At 61.9% G+C, this 15,689-nt stretch carries 15 protein-coding genes; 1 reads left to right on the forward strand and 14 read right to left on the reverse strand.

Features of this window, described 5'->3' with window-relative positions; all coding sequences use genetic code 11:
* The 11 genes from hflX to ndk form a co-directional block, all read right to left on the reverse strand.
* Positions 1 to 1,224 carry a GTPase HflX gene (gene hflX / locus ACQ4W4_RS02710; protein ID WP_436540678.1) on the reverse strand — a complete coding sequence of 408 codons (1,224 nt, stop codon included), beginning with the start codon at positions 1,222 to 1,224 and terminating at the stop codon, positions 1 to 3.
* Positions 1,225 to 1,338: 114 nt separating this feature from the next.
* The gene (gene hfq, locus ACQ4W4_RS02715; protein WP_008450615.1) at positions 1,339 to 1,575 is read right to left on the reverse strand and encodes an RNA chaperone Hfq; all 237 of its coding nucleotides are present in this window, start codon (positions 1,573 to 1,575) and stop codon (positions 1,339 to 1,341) included.
* A gap of 242 nt (positions 1,576 to 1,817) precedes the next feature.
* Entirely contained in the window at positions 1,818 to 3,164 is a 1,347-nt protein-coding gene (gene der, locus ACQ4W4_RS02720) for a ribosome biogenesis GTPase Der (protein WP_070221915.1), read from the reverse strand.
* Between the two features lie 4 nt (positions 3,165 to 3,168).
* A complete protein-coding gene (bamB, locus tag ACQ4W4_RS02725; protein ID WP_436540679.1) occupies positions 3,169 to 4,314 on the reverse strand; it encodes an outer membrane protein assembly factor BamB in 1,146 nt (381 codons plus the stop codon).
* An 88-nt stretch (positions 4,315 to 4,402) separates the two neighbouring features.
* Positions 4,403 to 5,071 (reverse strand): YfgM family protein, encoded by a 669-nt coding sequence (locus ACQ4W4_RS02730; protein ID WP_436540680.1) that lies wholly within the window; start codon positions 5,069 to 5,071, stop codon positions 4,403 to 4,405.
* Between the two features lie 54 nt (positions 5,072 to 5,125).
* Complete coding sequence (gene hisS, locus ACQ4W4_RS02735) at positions 5,126 to 6,487, reverse strand: histidine--tRNA ligase (RefSeq protein WP_436540681.1); 1,362 nt, start codon at positions 6,485 to 6,487, stop codon at positions 5,126 to 5,128.
* Positions 6,488 to 6,558: 71 nt separating this feature from the next.
* A complete protein-coding gene (gene ispG, locus ACQ4W4_RS02740; protein ID WP_436540682.1) occupies positions 6,559 to 7,821 on the reverse strand; it encodes a flavodoxin-dependent (E)-4-hydroxy-3-methylbut-2-enyl-diphosphate synthase in 1,263 nt (420 codons plus the stop codon).
* Between the two features lie 38 nt (positions 7,822 to 7,859).
* On the reverse strand, positions 7,860 to 8,831 hold the full coding sequence (locus ACQ4W4_RS02745) for a helix-turn-helix domain-containing protein (RefSeq protein WP_436540683.1): 972 nt from the start codon (positions 8,829 to 8,831) through the stop codon (positions 7,860 to 7,862).
* A gap of 13 nt (positions 8,832 to 8,844) precedes the next feature.
* The gene (pilW, locus tag ACQ4W4_RS02750) at positions 8,845 to 9,621 is read right to left on the reverse strand and encodes a type IV pilus biogenesis/stability protein PilW (RefSeq protein ID WP_436540684.1); all 777 of its coding nucleotides are present in this window, start codon (positions 9,619 to 9,621) and stop codon (positions 8,845 to 8,847) included.
* Positions 9,622 to 9,632: 11 nt separating this feature from the next.
* Complete coding sequence (rlmN, locus tag ACQ4W4_RS02755) at positions 9,633 to 10,808, reverse strand: dual-specificity RNA methyltransferase RlmN (RefSeq protein WP_436540685.1); 1,176 nt, start codon at positions 10,806 to 10,808, stop codon at positions 9,633 to 9,635.
* Between the two features lie 125 nt (positions 10,809 to 10,933).
* A complete protein-coding gene (gene ndk, locus ACQ4W4_RS02760) occupies positions 10,934 to 11,350 on the reverse strand; it encodes a nucleoside-diphosphate kinase (RefSeq protein WP_070223377.1) in 417 nt (138 codons plus the stop codon).
* Positions 11,351 to 11,569: 219 nt separating this feature from the next.
* Between ndk and ACQ4W4_RS02765 the strand changes: the two genes are divergently transcribed.
* Positions 11,570 to 12,256, forward strand: coding sequence for a Bax inhibitor-1/YccA family protein (locus ACQ4W4_RS02765; RefSeq protein WP_034752039.1), 687 nt, complete (start codon positions 11,570 to 11,572; stop codon positions 12,254 to 12,256).
* A gap of 64 nt (positions 12,257 to 12,320) precedes the next feature.
* On the opposite strand, the gene ACQ4W4_RS02770 is transcribed toward ACQ4W4_RS02765, so the two are convergent.
* The 3 genes from ACQ4W4_RS02770 to ACQ4W4_RS02780 all read right to left on the reverse strand — a co-directional run bounded on the left by ACQ4W4_RS02770 (position 12,321) and on the right by ACQ4W4_RS02780 (position 15,661).
* A complete protein-coding gene (locus ACQ4W4_RS02770) occupies positions 12,321 to 13,166 on the reverse strand; it encodes a LysR family transcriptional regulator (protein WP_436540686.1) in 846 nt (281 codons plus the stop codon).
* A 28-nt stretch (positions 13,167 to 13,194) separates the two neighbouring features.
* Positions 13,195 to 14,364, reverse strand: coding sequence for a cyclopropane fatty acyl phospholipid synthase (cfa, locus tag ACQ4W4_RS02775; protein WP_436540687.1), 1,170 nt, complete (start codon positions 14,362 to 14,364; stop codon positions 13,195 to 13,197).
* Between the two features lie 256 nt (positions 14,365 to 14,620).
* The gene (locus ACQ4W4_RS02780; protein ID WP_436540688.1) at positions 14,621 to 15,661 is read right to left on the reverse strand and encodes a cupin-like domain-containing protein; all 1,041 of its coding nucleotides are present in this window, start codon (positions 15,659 to 15,661) and stop codon (positions 14,621 to 14,623) included.
* Positions 15,662 to 15,689: the final 28 nt, after the last annotated feature.

Raw genomic sequence — 15,689 nt, forward strand, 5'->3', positions numbered from 1 at the left:
CTATCGTGTTCCGACTTGGGAGTGGGTGGAAATCCTATCGTCCTCGCCAGGCTCTTCGTCCTGGTCCGGGGCGGCGCCATCGTGCTGGTCGTACTGACCGTCAAACTGATCTTCCTGCGGTGCTTCGTCGTTCTGATACAGGTGGGCAGAACGGGGCGCCTTCCTGGCCATTTCGACGATCGCATCGCGCAGCAGGTCGAGCCCGCTGCCCTTCTGCGCACTGACGAACACGCGACTGATCGTAGCATATTCGTCGCGCTCCACCGAAGGCTCCAGCCCGGCCGCATCGATCTTGTTCCACACGAGGATTTGCGGAATATGATCGGCGCCGATCTCTTTCAAGACCAGGTTGACCTGCTCGATCTGCTCCATGCGCACCGGCGACGCGGCGTCGACGACGTGCAGCAGCAAATCGGCATGGATGGTTTCTTCGAGCGTGGCGCGGAAGGCGGCCACCAGCTGATGCGGCAATTCGCGCACGAAGCCGACCGTGTCGGAGATCACCACGTTGCCCACGTCCTGGCCCAGGTAAACCCGGCGCGAGGTGGTGTCAAGGGTGGCGAACAACTGGTCGGCAACATACACGCCGGCCTTGGTCACGGCATTGAACAGGGTCGACTTGCCGGCATTGGTATAGCCGACGAGGGACACCGAGAATGTGTGATTGCGGCCGCGCGCGCGGCGCTGCGTTTCGCGCTGCTTGTGCAGTTTTTCCAGGCGCGCGCGCAGCGCTTTGACACGGTCGCCGATCAGCCGGCGGTCGGTCTCGAGCTGCGTTTCGCCGGGGCCGCGCAAGCCGATACCGCCCTTTTGCCGTTCCAGGTGGGTCCAGCCGCGGATCAGGCGCGTGGCCAGATGCTGCAGCTGGGCCAGCTCGACTTGCAGCTTGCCCTCGTGGCTCTTGGCGCGCTGCGCAAAGATGTCGAGGATCAGGCTGGTACGGTCGAGCACGCGCACATTCAGGCGCTTTTCCAGATTGCGCTGCTGGGCAGGTGAAAGGGCATGGTTGAAAATGACGATTTCCAGGCCATCGTTGACGACGACGTCGCCAATTTCATCGGCCTTGCCGCTGCCGACGAAATACGCGGAATCGGGACTGGAACGCTTGGCCGTGATGGTGGAAATCGGGTCCGCGCCAGCCGAACGCGACAACAGCATGAGTTCCTCCATGCTGGCGGCGAAGTCGCTGTGACCGAAGTCAACCCCGACTAGTGCCGCGCGCATGATGGCATCTGATGAGTTGCGGCGAACGCCGACGCCGATGCAAACGCATCAGCGCCGCTGGCGCGGACGGGGGCGATGGACGGTGAAAGGCGCTGGGCCGTCAAGCTCAACGCTTTACTCCGCTTCAGATTCAATATTGAGATTGACGGCACGGGCCGGCACCACTGTCGAGATGGCATGCTTGTACACCATCTGTGTCACCGTATTGCGCAGCAATACGACATATTGATCGAACGATTCGATATGGCCCTGCAATTTAATGCCATTGACCAGGTAGATCGAGACAGGAACATGCTCTTTGCGTAATGCATTGAGGAATGGGTCTTGTAACAGTTGCCCTTTGTTGCTCATAACAGCTCCGTTGTTTATGTTGTTGTGTAAGAATTGGAGGCGACTCGCTTGATTTCAAGTGCTCTCACACCTTTCAAAGAAAGAAAGATGCGTCATAGCTACTGTAACCTGTTTTCGCGATCGCTGTCGCGCATGGCGCATTAACACTTTATTATTTCCGTGCAAATAACCATTGAATTGGCTGTCGGCGCCGCATTATCTCCGCGGCGCCTTAATATGCACTTAATCCAGCGCTTAAATCATTACTTGCTCGGCGTGCGTGCAAACGGGTTTTTACCCGTGCGCAATTCGATGCGCAGCGGCGTGCCGACCAGGGCAAACGTATCGCGGAAATGTTTTTCCAGATAACGCTTGTAGGGATCGCCAACGGCGTCGAGCGCATTGCCGTGAATAACGATCACAGGCGGGTTCATGCCGCCCTGGTGGGCATAACGCAGCTTCGGACGAATCGAGCCCTTGCGGCGCGGTTCCTGCTTCTCCACGGCCTCGATCAGGGCGCGCGTCAGCTTCGGCGTCGACAGGTCGCACATGGCGGCCGCATACGCGGCGTTGAGCGACTTCATCAGTGGACCGATGTTGGTGCCCTTCAGCGCCGAAATGAAATGCATCTGCGCGAACGACAGGAAATCGAGCTTGCGGTCGATATCGATCTTGATTTCGTCGCGCTGGTGCGATTGCAAGCCATCCCATTTATTCACGGCCACCACCAGCGCGCGGCCCGATTCCAGGATGAAGCCGGCGATATGCGCGTCCTGCTCGGAAATATCCTGCTGCGCGTCGAGCATCAGCACGACCACGTTGGCTTCGGAAATCGACTGCAGCGTTTTCACCACCGAAAATTTCTCGATCGCTTCAAACACCTTGCCGCGGCGGCGGATACCGGCCGTGTCGATCAGCGTGTATTGCTGTCCATCGCGTTCGAACGGGATTTCGATCGAATCGCGCGTCGTGCCCGGCATGTCGAAGGCGATCACGCGCTCTTCGCCCAGCAGGGTATTGATCAAGGTCGACTTGCCCACGTTCGGACGGCCGACGAGGGCGATCTTGATGCCGCGGTCGGTCTTTTCCAGCTCTTCAGGCTCGTCCGGACGCTGCGCGAACGCCAGGTCCAGCATCACTTCGACCAGGTCGTTGACGCCGTCGCCGTGCGCCGACGAGATCGCATACGGATCGCCCATGCCCAATTCATAGAATTCGGACACGACGGCCGTGTAGCGCATGCCTTCGCTTTTGTTAACCACCAGCAAGACCGGGCGGCCGCTCTTGCGCAGGAAGTCGACGATGGTCTTGTCATGCGGGGTCAGGCCTTGACGGCCGTCCACGATGAACACCACCACGTCGGCCTCGGCCACGGCCTGCTTGGTCTGCAGTGCCATCTGGTGCATGATGCCTTCCTTGGCGACGGGTTCGAAACCACCCGTATCGATGACGAGGAAGGGACGTTCGCCGACACGGCCTTCGCCATAGTGACGATCGCGCGTCAACCCAGGCAAATCCGCCACCAGCGCATCGCGCGAGCGGGTCAGACGATTGAATAAAGTCGATTTCCCAACATTGGGTCGACCTACTAGTGCAATTACCGGCTTCATTGTATTACTCGACCGCGAGAGCGGTCACTGTCCCTGATTGGGTTTGAAAAATCAAATTCGAACCGGCAACGACGGGAGCCGAAACAATCGGGCTGCCGTCGGTGCTGACACGACCTATTAATGCGCCATCTTCCCGTGACAGGAAGTGGATATAACCTTGATAGTCGCCGACGGCGACGCTGCGGCCGTAGGAGGCCGGCGTCGACAGGCGGCGGCGCGCCAGCGCCTCATTCTTCCAGGCGCTCTGGCCGCCTTCGCGGCTGAACGCCACCACGGCGCCCTGGTCATCGGCAACAAACACGAAACGCTGGTCGACGGCCACGCCCACATCGGACGAGATCGGCTTGGTCCAGCGCGGCACGCCCGTGGCGGCGTCGAAGCAGCCTGCCTTGCCCTGGTACGTGACGGCGCACACTTCGCCTTCGAACACCACCGGCGCGCCGGCGATGTCGGAGACGCGCTCCAGTTCGGTGGCGCCGCGTGGTTCGCTGACGACGATCTCCCAGCGTACCACACCGGTCGCTGCCGTCAGTGCCAGCAGCTTGCCGCCCGGCTGGGCCACGTAGATGTTCGCGCCGCCCAGCACCATGCCCGGCGCATTGCGCAAGGTCAATGCCGGCGTGGCGCGCTGCACCGTCCATTTGCGCTCGCCCGTCTTGGCGTCGAAACCGACGATGCGGTTATCCACGCTGCGCACCACGACCACGCCCTGCCCCACGACGGGCGCCGTCAATACTTCGCTCGACGCCTGCGCCTTCCACAGCTGCTTGCCATCGGCGTCAAACGCCAGCACGGTGCCCTTGGCGGCGCCCACGGCGACAACCGCGCCATCGCTGCCGGCGCCCGAGGTGACGTCGCTGCCGGCCTTGATGCGCCACGTTTCACGGCCGCTGGCCGCATCCAGGCGCGCCAGCGCGCCATCGGCGCTGACCACGTACAGGCTGCTGCCGGCCAGCGCAGGCGTAAACGCGTACACGCCGGCCTTGCCGATCGAATACTTCCAGGCGTCGCGCACGGCAATGCTCGATTTTAACTCGACCAGCTTGGCCGGCTCGACTTTCGGATCTTTCGAGGCGAACGGGTTCCACGACGAGCAACCGGCCATCAGGGCCAACAGACTTGCAGCTACCAGCTTTTCAGTGACACGCATAAGTGTTATCCAACCTTTTTCTTGTACTTGTAAGGGCAAGGCAGGCGGCGCACAACGCCGCGCGGCCGCACCACCATCAGTGTTCCTGTCAGCCGGCGGCCTTGTCAGCCTTGGCCTTGTCTTCCGGTACCGTACCGCCGATCGCTTCCAGTTTGACCTGGATCAGTTGACGGCCTGGATTGTTCTTGTCCGTCGCGGCTATCGCGGCCAGGTAGGCCGTGCGGGCATCGGCCAGCTTGTTTTGCGCCACCAGGATGTCGCCCTTGCGGTCGGCCACGGCGCCGGCAAATTGCGCCACGGTGGCCGTCGCCAGCACCTTCAGCGCTTCATCGTAGGCTTTTTCGTCCAGCAGGACGCCGGCCAGACGCAGCTTGGCGATGGCCTTGTACTCTTCCGTGCCGTGCTCGGCCACCCATTGCAGCTGGGTCTTGGCCGTTTTCAGGTCGTTCGCGTCGAACGCCACCTTGGCCGCGGCCAGGGCGCTCATCTGTGCATATGCCGTGCCGCTGAAACGCGATTGCATGTCGCCGGCCGCGCGCATCACCTTGGCCGTGTCCTTGGCGGCGATGGCGTTTTGCAGTTCGTCGTACAGCTGGCCCGCTTGCGCGGCCTGCGTGCGCTGGTAGTACTGCCAGCCAGCCCAGCCGCTGTAGCCGGCCAGCGCCACGATCAGGACCCAGGAGGTCAGATTGCCATTGCGCTGCCACCAGGCCTTGAGGGTTGCCAGTTGTTCTTGTTCTTCGTGATCGTATGCCATGGGTCGTCAGTTTTAATGAGTAGTTGATCGAGGGTACAACGGTCTTGCTTCAAATCAATGGTGGTGATGCACGTGGCCGCCAGGACCGTGGTCGTGGCCGCAATCGTGGTCGCCGATGATCTGGTCCACCACGTAATCGACGACATCGTCGAACGGCACCGTGCTCTGCTGCGCGCCCGCATCGGCTTCGCGCATGGCTTTCACCGTCGCCACATTATTCGCGATTTCGTCGTCGCCCATGATCACGGCAAATGCCGCGCCGCTGGCGTCGGCCTTTTTCATTTGCGTCTTGAAGCTGCCGCCGCCGTTGCTCGCTGCGCAATGTAGCACAACGTCGAGGCCCGCATCGCGAATCCGCTCGGCCAGCACGAACGCTTGCAAGCCTGCCTGCTCGCCCTGATGCACCAGGTAGACGTCGCACTGGGCCGGCGCTTCCGGTTCGGCCGCGTCCTTCATCAGCAGCACCAGGCGCTCGACGCCCATGCCGAAGCCGACGGCGGGTGTCGATTTGCCGCCGAACATTTCCACCATGCCGTCATAGCGGCCGCCGGCGCAGACCGTGCCTTGCGCGCCCAGCTTGTCGCTGACCCACTCGAACACCGTGCGGTTGTAGTAATCGAGGCCGCGCACCAGGCGCGGATTGATGGTGAACGGAATATTGTTGTGGTTCAAGATCTTCTGCACGCCGTGGAAGTGGGCCAGCGATTCCTCGCCCAGGTAGTCCAGCAGCTTCGGCGCGCCATTGACCAAATCCTGCATGGCAGGGTTCTTGGTGTCGAGGATGCGCAGCGGATTGCTGTGCAGGCGGCGCTTGGCTTCTTCGTCGAGCAGCTCGCTGTGGCTTTCCAGGTAGGCGATCAGGTCGGCGCGGTGGCGCAGGCGCTCGGCCGCGTCGCCGATCGAGTTCAGTTCCAGGCGGATGCCTTCCAGGCCCAGGTCATCCCACAGGCGGCGCGACAGCATGATGATCTCGGCGTCGATATCCGGGCCCGTGAAACCGATGGCTTCCACGCCGAACTGGTGGAACTGGCGGTAGCGGCCCTTTTGCGGGCGCTCGTGGCGGAACATCTGGCCCTTGTACCACAGGCGTTTCGGGCCTTCGTAGACGAGGTTGTGCTCGACGACGGCGCGCACCACGCCGGCCGTGCCTTCCGGACGCAGGGTCAGGTTGTCGCCGTTCATCGAATCGGTGAACGAATACATTTCCTTTTCCACGATATCGGTCACGGCGCCGATGGCGCGCGCGAACAATTTCGTCTCTTCCACGATCGGCGTGCGGATCTGCTGGAAGCCGTAGCTTTGCAGAACGGACTGGGCCGTGTTTTCAAACAATTCCCACAGCGGGGCGTCGGCGGGCAGGATATCGTTCATGCCTTTGACGGCGGTGATTTTATCGAGCTTTTTATTTTCGGACATAGTGTTCTTCTTTGCTTTAACTTGATTGTCGGATTACGCGCGTAGCGCCTCGGCGGCCCCGCTAATCCGACCTACGCTGCTGCGCCGTAATGGCTTTTAACATAATTGAGGACGATGTCCTGGAATTCCTCGACGATGCGTTCGCCGCGCAGGGTGACGACTTTTTCGCCGTCGACAAACACGGGCGCGGCCGGCGACTCGCCCGTGCCGGGCAAGCTGATGCCGATGTTCGCATGCTTCGATTCGCCGGGACCGTTGACGATGCAGCCCATGACGGCCACGTTCATCGCTTCCACGCCCGGATACGATTTCTTCCACTCCGGCATCTGCTCGCGCAAATACGTCTGGATGTTGTCGGCCAGTTCCTGGAACGTGGTCGACGTCGTGCGCCCGCAGCCCGGGCAGGCGATCACCATGGGCGCGAACTTGCGCAAGCCCATGGTTTGCAAAATTTCCTGGCCGACGATCACTTCGCGCGTGCGGTCGCCGCCCGGTTCGGGCGTGAGCGAAATGCGGATGGTGTCGCCGATGCCCTCTTGCAGCAGCACGGCCAGGGCCGCGGTGGACGCCACGATGCCCTTGCTGCCCATGCCCGCTTCCGTCAGGCCCAGGTGCAGCGGATAGTCGCAGCGCAGCGCCAGTTCGCGGTACACGGCGATCAGGTCCTGCACGCCCGAGACCTTGCACGACAGGATGATCTTGTCACGGCCCAGGCCCAGTTCTTCGGCGCGCACGGCGTTTTCAATGGCCGACGTCACCAGCGCTTCATACATGACGGCTTGCGCCGGCCACGGTTCGGCGCGGCCCGCGTTTTCGTCCATGATGCGTGCCAGCAAGGCCTGGTCCAGGCTGCCCCAGTTCACGCCGATGCGCACCGGCTTGTCGTAGCGGCACGCCGCTTCGATCATTTGCGCGAACTGCGTGTCGCGCTTGGCGCCCTTGCCCACGTTGCCCGGATTGATGCGGTACTTCGACAGCGCGCGCGCGCAATCGGGGTAGTCGTTGAGCAGGGTATGGCCGTTATAGTGAAAATCGCCCACCAGCGGCACGTCGATGTCCATCTTGTCGAGCTGCTCGCGGATGTAGGGCACGGCCGCAGCCGCTTCCGGACGGTCCACCGTCAGGCGCACCAGTTCCGAACCGGCACGCGCCAGTTCCTTGATCTGGATCGCCGTGCCGATGGCATCGGCCGTATCCGTGTTCGTCATCGACTGCACCACCACGGGGGCGTCGCCGCCCACCCAGATCTGGCGCTGGCCGTGCGCGATCAGCACCTTGCGGCTGTCGCGGCGGCCGGAAGGGCCGGAGCCGATCGCTGTTTTCGAGGTAGCCATAATATTATTTTCTGAGTTTGCTTGAACGATGAGTGCAATTATTTGATGCTGACACGCGAGATCGTGCCACCGGCCACGGTCGGCAGCTCCAGCTTGGCGCCGCGCAAGGTTGCCTGCACGACGCCCGGCTTGCCCACCACCAGGGTGGCCGGACCCGTGATATCGAACGTTTCCGTGCTGCCCGCCTTGACCATGCGCGAAATCAGCGGAGAAGCGCCGGGGCGGCGGATCTCGACCCAGGAATCCTGCTCCACCGTCAGCACCAGCGCATTCGCGCCCACGGCGGGGACGGCAGCGGGCGGCGTCGCGGCAGCCGTCGCCGCTGGCGTCGTCGCCGGCGCAGCTGCTGGCGGCACGGCGGCGGCCGGCGCCGAAGCGGCGGCAGCCGGCGCGCCCGTCTGCGTATCGTTGCCTGGCGGCGGCGGCACGGAAATCAGGGGCACGGACGGCGTCTGCACGGGCGTCAAATCCTGGCCCGGCTTGATCAGGGTCGTTTCCACCGGGCCCACTTCCGCATGCGCGGTTTCCTTCCCGGCCTGCGAAGACAGCAGGCTGGCCGGCACGTAGCCGAGTTTATAGGCGCCAAAGGCGGCCGCCACGACGACGGCCACGGCACCGGCGATCCACAGGGGCGTCTGACTCGACGAGCGCTGCGTCATCGACGGGAAGCGCGATTCGGAAAACGTGGCGGAAATCTCGCGCCGCACGGGCGCGGCCGGGTCTTGCGCCGGCGCCGGATGGACTTCGATCATGGCCACCAGCGGCGCCGCGTCAAGACGCACCACCTTGGCGTAGGCGCGCACGAAACCGCGCACCACGGCCACGTTCGGCAAGGCCGCCATGTCGCCCTCTTCCAGCGCGATCACCTGGCGCGGCGCCAGCTTGAGCTGGTCGGCCACCTGCTCCACCGGCCAGCCCAGCGCTTCGCGCTGCGCCTTCAACTGCGCGCCTGCCAACGCAAGATTGCCCTGGGGCTGCTGCTGAGGCGTTTCTGCCCACTCTGAATTCATTGGTATCCCTGTCTCACTCATCAAACGCCCCATTTTGATAAGCAGCATATTCGGGGGAGCCGGAATGGTGGTTGCGCAAATGCGCCCCCAGGCCAGCTTCCGCACCCGCATCCCCGAGCTTATGCTGCACCTTGATCCCGAGCCACAGCACATCGGCCGTCTGGCTCTCCATTGTCGCTACTTTACCGAGCCGCTCAAGATAATGAGCCGCTTGCCGGTAGTCTTGCTGTTGGTAATACACGCGCACCAGGCCGGCATACGTGATTGCCGCGCCAGGTGCGATGCGCTCCGCCTTGAGCCAGTAGTTGGCGGCGCGCGGGTAATCTTTCATGAGCAGGCTGCACGACGCCGCATTATGCAGCGCAAGTTCAGGCGTGCCATAGGCGGCATCTTGCAATGCGGCATCAAAATACGCCAGCGACTGCGCCGCGCGCCCGGTCTGGCACAGAAACAGGCCATAATTATTGCTCAACTCGGGATTGTGGGGCGCGAGGCGCAATGCGTAAAGAAAATCTTTTTCAGCAGCCCCAGGTTGATGCATGGCAGCGAAAATCAGGGCGCGCATGCCGCGCACCTGGACGTTGTCCGGTACCAGCTGCACAGCCTGTTCCGCTTCGGCCAACGCCACCACAAACTGGTCTTGCATATAATAGGCGCTGGCCAGCTGCAAGCGCAAGGCGGCGCGCTGCTCGACAGATGCAGCTTGCTCCTTGTCTGCGGTGGAAGCACAGCCGACCAGCAGCACAGCCAGGCAAACAGCGGCCACAGCGAGCGAGCGTTGGTAAGCCATGCTTTCCCTCATCAGGAGCGGATCTCCACGATCTTGCCGAAATTGGCGCCGAATTTCTGTTGATACTCGGTCATCTTTTCCATGCGTTCCTGCACCCGCGTGCGGTCCTTGACTTCGCCGGCCAGCTGGCCGCAGGCCGCATCGATATCGTCGCCGCGCGTCTTGCGCACGGTGGTGATGATGCCGCCATCCATCAGCACCTGGGCAAACGCCTTGATGCGCGGGTTTTTCGAGCGGAACAGGCCCGACTCGGGAAACGGGTTGAATGGAATCAGATTGAACTTGCAGTTCACGCCAAACTCGCGGTCTTGCACCAGCGCCAGCAGTTCGCGCGCATGCTCGTCGCTGTCGTTGACGCCGTCAAGCATGCAGTACTCGAAGGTGATGAAATCGCGCGGGGCGAATTCCAGGTAGCGCTTGCAGGCCGCCATCAATTCCTTCAGCGGGTATTTCTTGTTCAGTGGAATCAGTCCGTCGCGCAAGGCGTCGTTCGAGGCGTGCAGCGAGACGGCCAGGGCCACCGGCACTTCCTGCGACAGCTTGTCCATCATCGGCACCACGCCCGACGTCGACAGGGTCACGCGGCGGCGCGACAGGCCGTAGGCGTTATCGTCAAGCATCAATTTCAGGGCCGTGACGGTCGGCTCAAAGTTCAGCAGGGGCTCGCCCATGCCCATCATCACCACATTGGTGATCTGGCGCTCGCCTTTCGGGCCCGGCTCGATGCCCTTGGTGCGGCGCAATTCGAATTCGGCCATCCACAGCTGGCCGATGATTTCGCCCACGGACAGGTTACGGTTGAAGCCTTGCTTGCCCGTCGAGCAGAAACGGCAGTTCACTGCGCAGCCGGCCTGGGTCGAGATGCACAGGGTGCCGCGGTTTTCTTCCGGAATGAACACGGTTTCCACGGCATTGCCATTGCCCACGTCGACCAGCCACTTGCGCGTGCCATCCGTCGACGTGTGGTCGCTGATGATGGCCGGGGCGCGCACTTCGGCGCGCGTGGCCAGCTTGTCGCGCAGCGACTTGGCCAAGTCCGTCATGGCGTCGAAATCGGCAGCGCCGAACTGGTGTATCCAACGTTGCAATTGTTTCGCACGAAACGGTTTCTCTCCCAACTCGGCGCAGTAGGCGATGAGTTGCGCGGGATCGAGGTCCAGCAAGTTGGTGAGGGTCGTCGTATTCATGATCATGTCTATTCTAAAAATCCGTCCCCGCGCGCATCCGGAGCAACAACTCCACAGCGCAGCGGGAACAGGGGGTGATAAGTTATTTCACAGATAACGCCAGGAAATAACGTTATCTAAGGCAATTAAGCCTTCAGTTCTGGGAAGAAGTAAGCGATTTCCACTTTAGCAGCTTCGACAGCGTCGGAACCGTGTACGGCGTTGGCGTCGATCGAATCGGCGAAATCGGCGCGGATCGTGCCTTTTTCTGCTTTCTTCGGATCGGTCGCGCCCATCAGGTCACGGTGGGCCAGAACGGCGTTTTCGCCTTCCAGGGCCTGGATCATGACTGGACCGGAAACCATGAAGTCGACCAGATCCTTGAAGAAGCCGCGTTCTTTGTGCGCTGCGTAGAAGCCTTCAGCTTGTTCGCGCGACAGTTGGGTCATGCGTGCTGCAACGATTTTCAGGCCAGCGTTTTCAAAACGGGTGTAGATTTGACCGATTACGTTTTTTGCAACTGCGTCTGGTTTGATGATCGACAGGGTGCGTTCGATTGCCATGTGTGAAAACTCCAATAAAAGTAAGGTTTAAAACGGTAAATTGATAACTCAATCAACCTTTGATTTTACCATACTCCACCCCATATCACCGAGGCAGGCAGGGGCATCTTGCCGCCCAGTGCCTGTTTAATGAAATCTTAAGCTGCTTTTTTGGCAAATTCCGCCCCCCATGCTATCCTTGGGTAAAGCAGTAATTTGAATTGACAACACGGAGGCACTATGAATCAGAACATGCAACGCACCTTTGACCTGTCGGGGGGCATGCAGCAAGTCCGCCACCAGGTCTTGCGCAACACTTACTGGCTGCTGGCGCTGTCCATGATCCCGACCGTGCTGGGCGCCTTCATCGGCGTGCAGATGCATTTGCCGATGCTGACCGGCGGCATGGGCTTCATCATCTTCATGGCCGTCGCATTCGGCTTCATGTACGCGATCGAGAAAACCAAGAACTCGGGCCTCGGCGTCGCCGTCCTGCTGGGCTTTACCTTCTTCATGGGCCTGATGCTCACGCCTATCCTGACGCGCACGCTCGGCTACTCGAACGGCGGCATGCTGATCATGACGGCATTCGGCGGCACGGCCACCATCCTGGCCGTGATGGCGACCATCGCCACGGTGTCGAAGCGCGACTTCTCGGCCATGGGTAAATGGCTGTTCGCCGGCGTGATCGTGCTGATCCTGGCGTCGGTGGCGAACATCTTCCTGGGCCTGTCGGCACTGTCGATCGTGATCTCCATGGTCGCCATCGCCATCTTCTCGGCCTACATCCTGTATGACGTGCAGCAAATCATCAACGGCGGCGAGACCAACTACATCTCGGCCACCCTGCGCATCTACCTGGACGTGTACAACATCTTCACCAGCCTGTTGTCTCTGCTGGGTTTCGCTGGCGGCAGCCGCGATTAAGACCAGGCATTGCGCTTGAACAAAAAGCCGACCCGCGGGTCGGCTTTTTTTACGCCTATCGGATCTACCTGGATTTCTCGGCGACCTCCAGCAGGCAGGCGCGGGCGCGGTCCAGGGTGGGGTTGTCGCGCTGGGCCGCGTAGACGGCGTAGGCGGAATGCGAGAATTCGGGCGCGTCGCGCACGCGGTGCAGCAAGCCCCCGTCGAGATACGGCTGCGCGCTGCCGATGCGAAAGTAACTGGCGCCGCCCACTTCCAGCAGGTAGACGAGGGCCAGCGGTCCCAGCGAGATCGACACGGGCGGGCTGCTCAGCTCAGGGTAGGCCGCCTGGTGGTTGGCCGCGAAGCTGGGCCCCCAATCCACGTACACATAGGTATCGGCATGCATCTGTCCGTCGGCGCGCGTGGTCACCATCACCAGCTTTTCCTCGGCCAGCAATTCGCTGGCCAGGCCCGGGCGCTGCGGCGGGTTGTACAGCACGGCCAGGTCGAGCGAACCGTCGTGCACGGCGTCGAGCAGACGCGCGGGACTGTCGACTTCGGCGCGCAAGGCGATTTCGGGACAATCGCGGCTCATGCGTATCAGCCAGTCGCCGAGCAGCGGCTGCCACAGACTCAGCTCGCAGCCGATGCTGACGGCGTCGTCGCGCCCCGGCGGCAGGGCCACCTGGTGGCGCGCCCTTTCCCACACCTGCACCATGGTGGCCGCATGGCGCATGAAGCGCTCGCCCGCCGACGTCAGCCGCGCGCCCGCCTTGTTGCGCACGAACAGCTGGCGCCCCAGCTGCTGCTCCAGGGTGCGGATGCGGGCGCTGACGGCCGTCTGCGTCACGTGCATGCGTTCGGCGGCCATGATGAAACTGCCGCAGGAAGCCACTTCGAGGAAGGTACGCGCTTGATTGATGTCCATCAAGCCATGATATCAGCTGCCGCCCACCTCAACTGACACGCTCGTAGCCACCGAGCACGCCCTGCTTCGACAAGACCCATTGCCACAGCTGCAAGTCGCGCGCGCGGAAGGCGCCGGCGCAGGACAGCAAGTAATACGACCACATGCGGTGGAAGCGCTCGCCCAGCTGGGCCGCAAACTGCGGCCACGCCTGCTCAAAGTTTTCATGCCAGGCCATCAGGGTCTTGTCGTAGTCGGCGCCGAAATTGTGCAAGTCCTCGGCGACAAACAGATCGTCCATGGCGTCGCCGATCTGCCCGATAGACGGCAAGTCACCATTCGGGAAAATGTATTTGTCGATCCACGGGTCGCACGTGGAATGGCGTTTATTTTTGCCGATCGTGTGCAGCAGGAACAGGCCGTCGTCTTCCAGGCAGCGGTGCGCCACTTCCATGAAGGTACGGTGGTTCTTGTGGCCCACGTGTTCGAACATGCCGATGCTGACGATGCGGTCGAACTTTTCATCGGTGTCGCGGTAATCCTGCAGGCGGAAGTCCAGCTGCTCGCCGCCCGGCATGGCGCGCGCATACGCGGCCTGCTCTTGCGAGATCGTCACGCCCACGCATTGCACCTGGTATTTTTCCGCCGCATAGCGCATGAAACTGCCCCAGCCGCAGCCAATGTCGAGCACGCGCATGCCCGGCTCCAGGCGCAGCTTGCGGCAGACCAGATCGAGCTTGGCTTCCTGCGCCTCGGCCAGGTTGGCCGCCTCCTTCCAGTAGCCGCAGGTATAGGTCATGCGGGGGTCGAGCATGGCCGCGTAGAAGGCATTGCCCAGGTCGTAATGCTCCTTGCCCACCATCCAGGCGCGGCGCTCCGTCTGCAGGATGAACAGGCGCGCGTACAGCGCGTGGAAGGCCAGACGCATGGGGCGCACGTCGTCGGCCACCCTGGCGCGCAGCAGGTGACAGAAAAATTCATCGAGCTGCTGCGCATCCCAGTCGCCATCCATATAGGCTTCGCCCAGGCCCAGGTTGCCGCTGGCGAAAGCGCGTTCCGGCACGCCCGGTTTGCGCAGCTGCATGTCCCAGGCGGCGCGGCCATTCAGGTGAATGTCGGCCCTGGCCAGCAATTCGGCCGCTTCGCGGGTCAGCCGCGTGTCAAGCTTGAGTACTGGAACTTGCTGTAATTGCGTTTGTGTCATTTGCTGCGTGTTCATGCCCTGCCGCCTCCAGATGGTTGTCGGTGCCGGCGCTTGCCGGCAAGCCCCATCAGCGGCCCGGCGCCGCGCCAGCCATAAAATTATCCGCCCGCCATGACCATCTGGATAATGAAACATCATGGCGATTCATATCAAAATAATTGCTGCAAAATGATTTGAGTAAATTTTTTTATAGAAATATCTTATACAAGAAGCACACCGTACAATGAAAAAAGCCGCCTGTACGGCGGCTGTTCGCGGCAAGCGGCCCCAATCAAAAGTCGTGATTCGTCGGATACTTGCTGTAAAAATCGTTATCCCATTTGAAGTTGGTAAACGCCACCGTCATCGATACGTCCAGCGCTTCGACGAAATGCCAGCAGCCGACGGGCAAAAACAGGATCTCGCCCGGCGCCAACACGCATTCGCGCACCTGCACGTCGGCCATCAGCGGGTAGCGCTGCAGGTCGATGGCGCGCCCGTCGACGGGCGTAAAGCAGTGGCGCTGGTTGTACACGCGCGCCACCTCGCAGGCGGCCATGATGCGCAGCCGCTTGCGCCCTTTGACCTGCGCCATGAAGTTGTTCGTCAGATCGTGGTGGAACGGCGTCACCGTGCCGGCCGGGCCGAACCATAAAAATCCCGTCGGGCCGCCCTCCTGCTTCAGGTATTCGGGCAGCTGGCCGATATCGTCCCACAGCTCGCGCAGGGCTTGCCGGTTCTGCGAATTGTTATTCGCCGTCATGTAGAAATCGTTGGTCGCGCCGCTGCCCTCGACCAGGCTGGCGTATTCGCCGAAGGCCATCTTGCGCTTGTGCGCCACGCTGTTCATTTCGTACTGGGCATCCGCTTCGCGGCCGAACTGCACCTCCACCTCGCGCTGCGCGTAATGGTCGCGGAAGTAGGCCGGACTCCATTTGCTCAGGGCGGGCCAGTCGTCCATCATGCCCGTGATGATGACGGGCTGGTTGGTGGAATAGTATTCGTCCAGGAATTGCTGCGCGGAGAGCCGCTCGCGGCGGGGAATCTCAGGCGGGCGCAGGTGGTTCAGCTTGCGCTGGATATCGATCACCCAGTCGCGCTTGGCCAGGCGGTTCGACAGGCGCACGGCGCCCGCCAGGTAGGGGCTGTGCAGCGCCAGCTCGATTTCGCGGCGCGCCAAAGCCTCCGCGATGCCGGCCTGTTGCAGCACCGGCATCAGCGCCGACGGATGGCTGCCCAACATGAGGTTTTCCGCGATCCAGCTGCGCCACTCGCGGCTCAGCTCCTGCTCCTGCGTCTGCTGCTTGACTCCGAATGTCGATACCGCCGCCATCGCCCGTCTCCTCTTTTTTTATGTGAAC

The sequence above is a fragment of the Janthinobacterium glycogeni genome (assembly GCF_051380725.1).
Classification (GTDB): Bacteria; Pseudomonadota; Gammaproteobacteria; order Burkholderiales; family Burkholderiaceae_D; genus Janthinobacterium.

Bases quoted from the DNA above. Each gene is read 5' to 3' on its own strand.
- hflX (WP_436540678.1), bottom strand. From the start codon at position 1,224: ATGCGCGCGGCACTAGTCGGGGTTGACTTCGGTCACAGCGACTTCGCC.
- hfq (WP_008450615.1), bottom strand. From the start codon at position 1,575: ATGAGCAACAAAGGGCAACTGTTACAAGACCCATTCCTCAATGCATTA.
- der (WP_070221915.1), bottom strand. From the start codon at position 3,164: ATGAAGCCGGTAATTGCACTAGTAGGTCGACCCAATGTTGGGAAATCG.
- bamB (WP_436540679.1), bottom strand. From the start codon at position 4,314: ATGCGTGTCACTGAAAAGCTGGTAGCTGCAAGTCTGTTGGCCCTGATG.
- ACQ4W4_RS02730 (WP_436540680.1), bottom strand. From the start codon at position 5,071: ATGGCATACGATCACGAAGAACAAGAACAACTGGCAACCCTCAAGGCC.
- hisS (WP_436540681.1), bottom strand. From the start codon at position 6,487: ATGTCCGAAAATAAAAAGCTCGATAAAATCACCGCCGTCAAAGGCATG.
- ispG (WP_436540682.1), bottom strand. From the start codon at position 7,821: ATGGCTACCTCGAAAACAGCGATCGGCTCCGGCCCTTCCGGCCGCCGC.
- ACQ4W4_RS02745 (WP_436540683.1), bottom strand. From the start codon at position 8,831: ATGAATTCAGAGTGGGCAGAAACGCCTCAGCAGCAGCCCCAGGGCAAT.
- pilW (WP_436540684.1), bottom strand. From the start codon at position 9,621: ATGGCTTACCAACGCTCGCTCGCTGTGGCCGCTGTTTGCCTGGCTGTG.
- rlmN (WP_436540685.1), bottom strand. From the start codon at position 10,808: ATGAATACGACGACCCTCACCAACTTGCTGGACCTCGATCCCGCGCAA.
- ndk (WP_070223377.1), bottom strand. From the start codon at position 11,350: ATGGCAATCGAACGCACCCTGTCGATCATCAAACCAGACGCAGTTGCA.
- ACQ4W4_RS02765 (WP_034752039.1), top strand. From the start codon at position 11,570: ATGAATCAGAACATGCAACGCACCTTTGACCTGTCGGGGGGCATGCAG.
- ACQ4W4_RS02770 (WP_436540686.1), bottom strand. From the start codon at position 13,166: ATGGACATCAATCAAGCGCGTACCTTCCTCGAAGTGGCTTCCTGCGGC.
- cfa (WP_436540687.1), bottom strand. From the start codon at position 14,364: ATGAACACGCAGCAAATGACACAAACGCAATTACAGCAAGTTCCAGTA.
- ACQ4W4_RS02780 (WP_436540688.1), bottom strand. From the start codon at position 15,661: ATGGCGGCGGTATCGACATTCGGAGTCAAGCAGCAGACGCAGGAGCAG.